This is a genomic window from Amycolatopsis sp. M39 (assembly GCF_001651785.1).
GTDB classification, from domain to species: Bacteria; Actinomycetota; Actinomycetes; order Mycobacteriales; family Pseudonocardiaceae; genus Amycolatopsis; species Amycolatopsis rubida.
This window is the reverse complement of the sequence record NZ_LWSF01000021.1, coordinates 63,226-73,387: the sequence shown is the minus strand read 5'-3', so window position 1 is coordinate 73,387 and position 10,162 is coordinate 63,226. Positions and strand designations below refer to the sequence as shown.

Annotated in this window: 6 protein-coding genes and 1 pseudogene; 6 read left to right on the top strand and 1 reads right to left on the bottom strand. The window is 70.8% G+C overall.

Going from position 1 to position 10,162, the window contains the following annotated elements; translation table 11 throughout:
* The 4 genes from kdpB to A4R44_RS32855 form a co-directional block, all read left to right on the top strand.
* On the top strand, positions 1–1,219 hold a 1,219-nt coding region (gene kdpB / locus A4R44_RS51055), incomplete at its 5' end, for a potassium-transporting ATPase subunit KdpB (protein ID WP_232791884.1).
* 1 nt (position 1,220) lies between these two features.
* Complete coding sequence (locus A4R44_RS32865; protein ID WP_067589277.1) at positions 1,221–1,832, top strand: potassium-transporting ATPase subunit C; 612 nt, start codon at positions 1,221–1,223, stop codon at positions 1,830–1,832.
* 4 nt (positions 1,833–1,836) lie between these two features.
* Complete coding sequence (locus A4R44_RS32860) at positions 1,837–4,395, top strand: sensor histidine kinase KdpD (protein ID WP_067589275.1); 2,559 nt, start codon at positions 1,837–1,839, stop codon at positions 4,393–4,395.
* A complete protein-coding gene (locus A4R44_RS32855; RefSeq protein ID WP_067589273.1) occupies positions 4,392–5,090 on the top strand; it encodes a response regulator in 699 nt (232 codons plus the stop codon). The genes A4R44_RS32860 and A4R44_RS32855 overlap by 4 nt, the downstream gene beginning before the upstream one ends.
* Before the next feature lie 67 nt (positions 5,091–5,157).
* Here the strand turns inward: A4R44_RS32855 and A4R44_RS48455 are convergent, their stop codons facing one another.
* On the bottom strand, positions 5,158–5,826 hold the full coding sequence (locus A4R44_RS48455; protein ID WP_157905062.1) for a hypothetical protein: 669 nt from the start codon (positions 5,824–5,826) through the stop codon (positions 5,158–5,160).
* 160 nt (positions 5,827–5,986) lie between these two features.
* Here A4R44_RS48455 and A4R44_RS32845 point away from each other — a divergent pair, with 160 nt between their 5' ends.
* Positions 5,987–6,283, top strand: a complete 297-nt coding sequence (locus A4R44_RS32845; protein ID WP_198545529.1) for an acylphosphatase — start codon at positions 5,987–5,989, stop codon at positions 6,281–6,283.
* Between the two features lie 179 nt (positions 6,284–6,462).
* Positions 6,463–10,063 (top strand): annotated as a pseudogene (gene smc, locus A4R44_RS32840) (chromosome segregation protein SMC).
* The last annotated feature ends 99 nt before the right edge of the window (positions 10,064–10,162 follow it).

The window sequence follows — 10,162 nt, the reverse complement described above, 5'->3', positions numbered from 1 at the left end:
GCAGCGCAATGTTCTCGCCACCTCCGGCCGAGCGGTCGAAGCCGCGGGCGACGTCTCGACGCTGCTGCTCGACAAGACCGGAACGATCACCTTCGGCAACCGGCGCGCGACCGAGCTGATCCCGGTCGGAAAGTCCACTATGGACGATCTGGCCCGTGCGGCCCGGCTGTCCAGCCTCGCCGACGGCACGCCGGAAGGCCGCAGCATCGTCGAGCTGATCGCCGAGCGGCACGGGCTTCCGGCCGCGGCGGACGACGGCGAGAAGCTGGCCGAGTTCGTCCCGTTCACCGCGCAGACCCGGATGAGCGGCGTCGACCTCGACGGCCGCGAGGTCCGCAAGGGTGCGACGTCGGCGGTGCGGCAGTGGGTCCGCGACCACGGCGGCGACGTGCCGGACGAGACCGAACGCGTCGTGGACGAGATCAGCCAGCAGGGCGGGACCCCGCTGGTGGTCGCGGAAGCCGCGGGCGGGACGGCGAACGTGTGCGGTGTGATCCGGCTGTCGGACGTGGTGAAGCCGGGCATGAAGGAGCGCTTCGAGGAACTGCGCTCGATGGGCATCAAGACGGTGATGATCACCGGCGACAACCCGCTCACCGCGAAGGCCATCGCACAGGACGCGGGCGTCGACGACTATCTCGCCGAGGCCAAGCCCGAGGACAAGATGGCGCTCATCAAGAAGGAGCAGGAGGGCGGGCGGCTCGTCGCGATGACCGGCGACGGCACGAACGACGCGCCCGCGCTCGCGCAGTCCGACGTCGGCGTGGCGATGAACACCGGGACCATGGCGGCCAAGGAAGCCGGCAACATGGTCGACCTCGACTCGAATCCGACGAAGCTGATCGAGATCGTCGCCATCGGCAAACAGCTGCTGATCACCCGCGGCGCGCTCACCACGTTCAGCGTGGCGAACGACCTGGCGAAGTACTTCGCCATCCTGCCCGCGATGTTCACCGGCATCTTCGCCCAGCTCGGCGCGCTCAACATCATGCACCTGGCCACGCCGAAGTCGGCGATCCTCTCCGCGGTCGTCTTCAACGCGCTGATCATCGTCGCGCTGATCCCGCTCGCCCTGCGCGGCGTGCGGTACCGGCCGTCGTCGGCGTCCGCGCTGCTGCGCCGCAACCTGCTCGTCTACGGCCTCGGCGGGATCGCCAGCCCGTTCCTCGGGATCTGGGTGATCGACCTGATCGTGCGCCACATTCCAGGGATTGGCTGACATGAACGTCTTGCTCAAGCAGACCTGGGCGGGCCTTCGCCTGCTCATCGCGATGACCGTGCTGCTCGGCGTCGTCTACCCGCTGGGCGTGTGGGCGGTGTCGCGCATCCCCGGCCTCCAGGGGCACGCCGAGGGCTCGGTGGTGACGCAGAACGGCCAGGCCGCCGGCTCGTCGCTGATCGGGATCGACCCGGTGCCCGCCGACCCCGCGCACGACCCGTGGTTCCACAACCGGCCCTCGGCGGGTTCGAAGGACGTGCTCGGGCCGGGCGACCCGTCGACGTCGGGGCCGTCCAACAAGGGGCCGTACAACGAGGATCTGGCCAAGGCCATCGCCCAGCGGCGGGGCTTGATCGCGCATCGGGAGGGCGTCAGCCCGGCGGAGGTGCCCGCGGACGCGGTGACCGCTTCGGGCTCGGGCCTGGACCCGGCGATCAGCGTCGCCTACGCCGACCTCCAGGTGCTTCGCGTGGCCCGCAACACCGGGCTGAGCGAGGAGAAGGTGCGGCAGCTGGTCGCGGACAACACCACCGGAAACGGGATCGGCGTGCCGGGCGTGAATGTGCTCCGGCTCAACCTTGCCGTGCATTCGGCCGCTCCTGGCGCACACTGACACCGTGAGCACCCCTGACACACCCCCGAAGCCGCGCCGAGGCGAACTGCGCATCTACCTCGGCGCGGCTCCGGGCGTCGGCAAGACCTTCGCCATGCTCGGCGAAGCGCGCCGCCGCCTCGACCGCGGCACCGACGTGGTCGTCGGCCTGGTCGAGACGCACGGCCGTAAGAAAACCGCCGATCTGCTCGACGGGCTGGAGGTGGTGCCGCGGCGCACCGTCAGCCATCGCGGGCACGAGTTCGCCGAGATGGACCTCGACGCGGTGCTCGCCCGCGCGCCCGAGGTCGTCGTCGTGGACGAGCTGGCGCACACGAACGTGCCCGGCGGACGGCACGAGAAACGCTGGCAGGACATCGACGAGCTGCTCGAAGCGGGCATCGACGTGCTGTCCACGGTCAACGTCCAGCACCTGCAGAGCCTCAACGACGTCGTCGAGCGCATCACCGGCGTCACCCAGCAGGAAACCGTGCCGGACGAGGTCGTGCGCCGCGCGGAGCAGCTGGAGCTGGTGGACATCACGCCGGAGGCGCTGCGGCGGCGGCTCGCGCACGGCAACGTCTACCCGGCCGAGCGCATCGACGCCGCGCTGGGCAACTACTTCCGGCCCGGCAACCTCACCGCGTTGCGCGAGCTGGCGCTGCTGTGGGTGGCCGACCAGGTCGATGTCGCGCTGCAGCGTTATCGCGCCGAGCAGAAGATCACCGACACGTGGGAAACCCGCGAACGGGTGGTCGTGTCGATCACCGGCGGACCGGAAAGCGAGACGCTGATCCGGCGCGCCAGCCGGATCGCCAACCGGGCGGGCGCGGAACTGCAGGTCGTGCACATCCTGCGCGGAGACGGCCTGGCCGGGCTCGGGCCGACCGCGATGGTCCGCTGCCGCACGCTGGCCGAAGAAGTCGGCGCGACCTTCCACACCGTGGTCGGCGACGACGTGCCGACGGCCCTGCTCGACTTCGCCCGCGGGGTCAACGCGACTCAGCTGGTCATCGGCACGTCGCGGCGATCCCGGATCGCGCGGCTCTTCGACGAAGGCATCGGCGCGACCGTGGTCCAGCAGTCCGGGCCGATCGACGTGCACATGGTCACCCACTCCTACGCCGGCGGACGGCTGCGGGCGCGGCTGGGCACGAGCCCGCTGGCACCGTCGCGGCTCGTGCTGGGCTGGGTGCTGAGCATCGTGGCGCCGCTCGTCGCGACCGGTCTCGGCGTGCTGCTGCGCGACGCGGTCGAGTTCTCCACCGACGTGATCCTCTACGTGCTGGCCACCGTCGTCGTCGCGCTGGTGGGCGGGCTCGGCCCGGCCTTGGTGGCCGCGATCTTCGGCGCGGGGCTGTTGAACTTCTTCTTCACTCCGCCGCTGTACACGCTGAACGTGCACAGTCCGCAGAACGTCGTGACGCTGATCGCGATGATCGTGGTGGCGGTGATGGTGGCGTTGGTGGTCGCTTCCGCCGCCCGACGGGGTGTGGCGGCGGCGCGGGCCCGGACGGAGGCGTCGCTGCTGGCGTCTTATGCGCGCACAGTGCTGACCAATCCGAACCCGATCGAGCGGTTGCTGGAGAAGGTACGGGAGAACTTCGGCCTCACTTCCGTGACGCTGCTGGAGAAACGCAACGGCAAGTGGGACAAGGTCGCGCTGTCCGGCGGGGAGCCGTGTGCCGATCCGGACGAGGCCGATGTGGACATTGCGGTGACCGCTGACGTGCACCTGACGTTGCGCGGCCGCGCATTGCCCGCGGCGGACCGCCGGGTGCTGGAAGCCGTCGCGGGACAAGCGTTGCTCGCCTTGCGGCAGCAGCGGATGGCAGCGGCCGCGGCGGCCGCCGAGCGGAAGGCCGAGGCGACCGAACTGCGCACGACGCTGCTGTCCGCGGTCGGCCATGACCTGCGGACGCCGCTCACGTCCATCAAGGCGGCGATCGGCAGCCTGCGCGCGCCGGATCTTTCTCTGTCCGATGAGGACACTGAAGAACTGATGGAAGCCGTCGAGCTTTCGGCGGACCGGCTCGCCGGGTTGATCGGCAACCTGCTCGACTCCTCGCGGCTGGCAACGGGTGCGGTCACCCCGCATCTGCGGCCGGTCGGCTACGACGAGGTGGTCGCGCACGCACTGTCCAATGTGGATAACTCGCAGAGTGTGCGGGTTTCCGTGGACGCTCGATTGCCTTCGGTGCAAGCGGATCCCGGCCTGCTGGAACGGGTGATCGCGAACGTGCTCGACAACGCTCTCCGGCACGGCGGCGGCGACGTTTCCGCGCGGGCGAGCGCGCATTCGGAGTTCGTGGAACTGCGGATCGCCGACCACGGAAAGGGCTTGCGGAAGGGTGCCGCGGAGTCCGCGTTCGCGCCGTTCCAGCGGCTGGGCGGGGACCGGGATTCGACGCCGGGCGTCGGGCTCGGCTTGTCCGTGGCGAAGGGGTTCACCGAGGCGATGGGCGGTACCGTTCGCGCCGAGGACACTCCTGGCGGAGGGTTGACGGTGGTGATCTCGCTGCCGGCCTGTACCGGCCGGGAACTCGTGGAAGCCGAACCGGCGGAGGAGGGCGTGGCGCGATGACTGCCGATCCAGCGGCGACGGTGCTGGTCGTCGACGATGAACCGCAGATCGTGCGGGCGTTGCGGATCAACCTCAGCGCACGAGGGTACAAGGTGATCACCGCCCACGACGGGACTGCCGCGCTGAAAGCGGTCGCCGAAACGAAACCCGACGTGGTGGTGCTCGATCTCGGCCTGCCTGATCTGGACGGCACCGAGGTGATCGCGGGCCTGCGCGGCTGGACGACGGTGCCGATCATCGTGCTGTCCGCGCGCGGCGATTCGGCGGACAAGGTCCAGGCGCTCGACGCGGGTGCCGACGATTACGTCACCAAACCGTTCGGAATGGACGAACTGCTCGCCCGGCTCCGGGCTGCGGTCCGCCGTTCGTCGGTCGGCGGGACGGACGGCGCGGAAGCGGTGGTGGACACCGGGTCGTTCACGATCGACCTGGCGGCGAAGAAGGTGCTGCGCGAGGGGCGCGAGGTGCACCTGACCAAGACCGAATGGGGAGTGCTGGAACTGCTGGTGCGCAACCGGGGGCGGTTGGTGGCGCAGAAGCAGCTGCTGCACGAGGTGTGGGGGCCGTCGTATGAGACGGAATCCCATTATCTGCGCGTGTATTTGGCGCAGTTGCGGCGGAAGCTGGAGCCGGAACCGTCCCGGCCGCGCCACTTGCTGACCGAACCCGGCATGGGCTACCGCTTCGAACTCTGACCCGGCCGAAAAGTCGCGAGGGGAACCCTGAGGGAACCAGATTCCCTCAGGGTTCCCCGCACGGACTTCAGCGGCTGGCGGAGCTGCTCGGGTGGGTGTCCGAAGTGGACGCGCTCGGTGTGGACGACGGCTGGCCGCCGGTCGAGCTGCTGCCAGAGCTGGGCGGCGGGCTTTCCGGGGGCGAGGTGTCAGTGGTCGGCGGGGTGGACGGCGTCGTCGGCTGTGTGGAGCTGCTCGGCGACGTCGTGGGGTGGCTGGTCGGCGGGTCGCTGCGATCCGACGTGGTGCCCGGCACCGGGTTGCCGCCAGGCTGACCGCCGGGCTGACCGGCGTTCGGCGGGGGCGTGATCACGCTCGTGGTCGGTTTCCCGTCCGGGCCGACGGCGACCACCGTGGTCGGGGTCGGCGGGGCGGTCTGGCCGGGGGTCGGCGAGCCGGGGACGGTCATCGGGCCGCCGGGGACGGCGTTGCCCGGCACGACCACCTGGGAACTGCCCTGCAGCCCGCCCTGGCCGCCGCCGGTGGTGTTCGTCGCGGTGTCGGTGACCGAGCCGGGGCCGGCCAGTTCGGCGACCGCGGCGAAGGCGGTGGCGACCACGAGGCCGCTGACGCCCAGGATCGCGTAGCCGGAGCGGCTGAGCCTCCCGCTCGCGCCCTTCGGCGGAGCGGTGGGGGCAGCGCTCACCGCGATCTCGGGCGACGCTGAGCTTGGTTCAGGCCCGTCGGGACGGGACATGCAGGCTCCTTAGAAGGGGTCAACGCTCAAGTCGGGGGGCGGCACGGGGGAGCGGGGCTCCGGCCCCGGACGCCAGGCGGGAGGTTATCACTGCTCAGGACCCGTTCGCGCGACCGAGGGACGGGGTCGTCACCGTCCGCAGCCGGGCGCGTGCGGCAGGATGGGGCCGGTGAACGAGCAGGAATCGCCCGTCCGGCTGGCCGCCTGGGTGCACGGGCAGGTGCAGGGTGTCGGTTTTCGCTGGTGGACCCGGAGCCGGGCGCTGGAACTCGGGCTGACCGGATTCGCCAGGAATCTCCCGGACGGCCGTGTCGAGGTGGTCGCGGAGGGTAGCCGGGACAACTGTGCGCAGTTGCTGGACGTGCTGCGTTCCGGAACCTCACCCGGAAGAGTGGATCAGGTAGTTGAACGCTGGACCGCCGCCAAGGGCGGGCTGAACGGGTTCGCCGAACGCTGAGGCCGCTGGGGCGGTTGCGGCTGACGGGGTGCTTGAGGTTGCCGGGGCGGCCGATCCTGTGCTAGGCGCGCCCGGGCGGCCCGGCCTCCCGCGTCGCCGGAGAACCCCCGGGTAGCCTGTCCCGATCCGGGGGAACCGGTAGCCATCCAGTACCCGTGGCCAAGAGGGGTCGGCAGCACGTGCACCTGAAAAGCCTGACGCTCAAGGGCTTCAAGTCCTTCGCCTCGGCGACCACGCTGCGCTTCGAACCCGGCATCACCTGCGTGGTCGGCCCGAACGGCTCCGGAAAGTCGAACGTCCTCGACGCGCTGCGCTGGGTCATGGGCACCCAGGGCGCGAAAGACCTGCGCGGCGGCAAGATGGAAGACGTCATCTTCGCCGGCACCGCGGGCCGCGCCCCGCTCGGCCGCGCCGAGGTCACGCTCACCATCGACAACGCCGACGGCGCGCTGCCGATCGAGTACGCCGAGGTCTCCATCACCCGCCGGATGTTCCGCGACGGCGCGAGCGAGTACGAGATCAACGGCGACCGCTGCCGGCTGATGGACGTGCAGGAGCTGCTCTCGGACTCCGGCATCGGCCGCGAGATGCACGTCATCGTCGGGCAGGGCCAGCTCTCGGCGATCCTGGAGTCGAAGCCCGAGGAGCGGCGCGCGTTCATCGAGGAGGCCGCGGGCGTCCTCAAGCACCGCAAGCGCAAAGAGCAGACCCTGCGCAAGCTCACCAACATGCAGGGCAACCTCGACCGGCTCACCGACCTCACCACCGAGCTGCGCCGCCAGCTGAAACCGCTGGGCAAACAGGCCGAGATCGCCCGCAAGGCCCAGTCGGTGCAGTCCGACCTGCGCGACGCCCGGCTCCGGTTGTTCGCCGACGACCTGGTCACCCAGCGCGAGTCCATTCAGCGCGACGAGGCCGACGAGCGCACCGCCCGGCAGCGCCGCGCCGAGGTCGAGCAGGCGCTGGAAATCGTGGCCGCCGAAGAGGCCGAGCTGGAGGCTTCGCTCGCCGAGGACGCGCCGCGGCTGCAGATCGCGCAGGAGACCTGGTACAAGCTGTCCGCGCTCACCGAGCGGCTGCGCGGCACCGTGCGGCTGGCGGTCGAACGGCAGCGGCACCTTTCTTCCGACGTCTCCGCGCCGACCGGCGGTCGTGACCCGGAGGAGCTGCTCGCCGAGGCCGAACAGGCCGCGGAGCGCGAGCAGGAGCTGACCGAAGCCGTCATGGAGGCCCGCGAACTTCTCGCGGAAACCGTGCTGCGCCGGGAAGATCTCGAACAGCGGGTGCAGGCCGCGGAGCGCGCGCACTGGGCCGCGGTCCGCGCGATCGCCGATCGCCGCGAGGGCATGGCGAAGCTGACCGGTCAGGTCGAAGCGTTGCGCAGCAAGAACGGCGCGACCGCGGAGGAAGTCGACCGGCTCACTGTCGGGCTGCAGGAAGCGGCCGAGCGCGCGGAAATCGCGGTCGAGGAGCTGGAAGAAGCCAAAGCCGTTGGCGGCACGGAAGAATCCGACGACGCCGAGTTGCGGCAGCGCCACGACCGCGCGGTGGAGGCGAACAACGCCGCCAAGGCCCGCGTCGAAGAGCTGGTGAAGGCCGAGCGCGGTGCCGAGCGCGAGATCGCGTCGGAGAAGGCCCGGGTCGAGGCGTTGTCGATGGGGCTCAAGCGCAAGGACGGAGCGGGCGCGCTGCTCGGTGCGTNCGGAATTGCCGGGCCTGCTCGGTTCGGTCGCCGCGTTGCTGACCGTGCAACCGGGCCACGAGGTCGCGCTGGCCGCCGCGCTCGGACCGGTGGCCGACGCGGTCGCGGTGTCCGGCGGCGAGAACGCGCTGTCCGCGCTGAAGTACTTGAAGGACACCGATTCCGGCCGCGCCGGGATCGTTCCGGTCGGTGCCGGGTCCACTGTGGACACCAGCTCGTGGCCTGCGCTGCCCGAGGGCGCCCGCTGGGCCCGCGAGGTCGTCAGCGCGCCGGAGCAGCTGCGGCCCGCGGTCGAGAAGGCGCTGGACCGGCTCGCGCTGGTGCCGGACCTGGAAGGCGCACGTCGGCTCGTGGCCCAGCAGCCGCAGGTGCGCGCGGTCACCGCCGAGGGCGATGTCTTCGGGGCCAACTGGATCGCGGGCGGTTCCGCCGCCCGCGAGAGCGTGATCGAGGTCCAGGCGGCGGTCGACGAGGCGCAGGAACGCTTGCGCACGGCCGAACGCGCGCTGGAGCAATACTCCGCCGAGCTGGAAGGCGCGCGCGCCGAGCAGCAGTCCCGGCGCGAAGAGGTCGGGCAGGCGAAGGACGCGCTCGGCGACGCCAAGGTGCGCAAGGCCCGTTCCTCCGAGCGGCTCAACCGGTTGCAGCAGGCGGCGCGGTCGGCGCAGGCCGAGGTCGAACGGCTGACCCAGCAGCGCGCGAAAGTCGAGCAGAGCCGCGAGCAGGCGCTGGAACAGCTGGCAGAGCTGGAAGAACGGCTCGCCGCGGTCGCCGAGCAGCCGGTCGAGGACGACCCGGACACCGCTGAGCGCGACGAAGCCGCCGAGCAGCTTGCCGTGGTACGGCAGGAAGAAGTCGAAGCGCGGCTCGCGCAGCGCACTGCCGAGGAACGCGCGCGCAGCATCGCGGGACGAGCGGAATCGTTGCGCCGCGCGGCCTACGCCGAGCAGCAGGCGCGCGAGCGCGCGGCCAAGGCCCGGGAAGCGCGAGAGCGTGGCGCGGAAATCGCGAACGCGGTCGTCAACGCCGGTGAATTCGCGCTGGAGCGCATCGAGATCTCGGTGCAGCGCGCGGCCGCCGAGCGCGACGAAGCACAGGCGCAGCGCCAAACCCGCGAAGCCGCGCTCACCGCGGTGCGCGCGAAGGTGCGCGAGCTGTCCGGCGAACTGGAGAAGCTGACCGACGCCGTGCACCGCGACGAGGTGCTGCGCGCCGAGCAGAAGCTGCGGCTGGAAACGCTGGAAGCCAAGATCGCCGAGGACTTCGGCATCGGGCTGGCGGACCTGGTCGAGGAGTACGGCCCGAACGTGCCGGTGCCGCCGAGCGCGGGCGAGATGGCCGAGTACGAGGCGGCCAAGGAACGCGGCGAGGACGTCACCCAGCCGCCGCCGATGCCCTACGACCGCGAAACCCAGGCCCGCCGCGCCAAGCGCGCGGAGAAGGACCTGACCCTGCTGGGCAAGGTGAACCCGCTGGCGCTGGAGGAATTCGCGGCGCTGGAGGAGCGGTACAAGTTCCTCTCCACCCAGCTGGAAGACCTCAAGGACACCCGCAAGGACCTTGAGGCGGTCATCAAGCAGGTCGACGAGAAGATCCTGGAGGTCTTCACCTCGGCCTACTACGACGTCGCGCGCGAGTTCGAAACGGTGTTCAGCGTGCTGTTCCCCGGCGGCGAGGGCCGGATGGTGCTCACCGAGCCGAACGACCTGCTCGCCACCGGCGTCGACGTCGAGGCGCGCCCGCCGGGCAAGAAGGTCAAGCGGCTTTCGCTGCTGTCCGGCGGCGAGAAGTCGCTGGTGGCGGTCGGCATGCTGGTGGCGATCTTCCGTGCCCGCCCATCGCCGTTCTACGTGATGGACGAGGTCGAGGCGGCGCTGGACGACACCAACATGCGCCGGCTGATCGGCCTCCTGGAGCAGCTGCGCGATTCGTCGCAGCTGATCATCATCACGCACCAGAAGCCGACGATGGAGATCGCCGACGCGCTGTACGGCGTGAGCATGCAGGGCGACGGCATCACCAAGGTGATCTCGCAGCGGCTGCGCACCGCGGAAGAGGAACCCGTCCCGGCTTCCTAGGCGGGTTGCGCGGGATCCGGCGATCCTGCCCGAACGGGCAGGCCTGCCCGGACCGCCGTCCGACCGGCCAACTGCCGCCGGTGCCGCGCGTCTTCAGGG

What these genes read in the sequence shown, in the direction of transcription:
- A4R44_RS32845 (WP_198545529.1), top strand. Translation starts at nt 5,987, where the DNA reads ATGGGGCCGGTGAACGAGCAGGAATCGCCCGTCCGGCTGGCCGCCTGG.
- A4R44_RS48455 (WP_157905062.1), bottom strand. Translation starts at nt 5,826, where the DNA reads ATGTCCCGTCCCGACGGGCCTGAACCAAGCTCAGCGTCGCCCGAGATC.
- A4R44_RS32855 (WP_067589273.1), top strand. Translation starts at nt 4,392, where the DNA reads ATGACTGCCGATCCAGCGGCGACGGTGCTGGTCGTCGACGATGAACCG.
- A4R44_RS32865 (WP_067589277.1), top strand. Translation starts at nt 1,221, where the DNA reads ATGAACGTCTTGCTCAAGCAGACCTGGGCGGGCCTTCGCCTGCTCATC.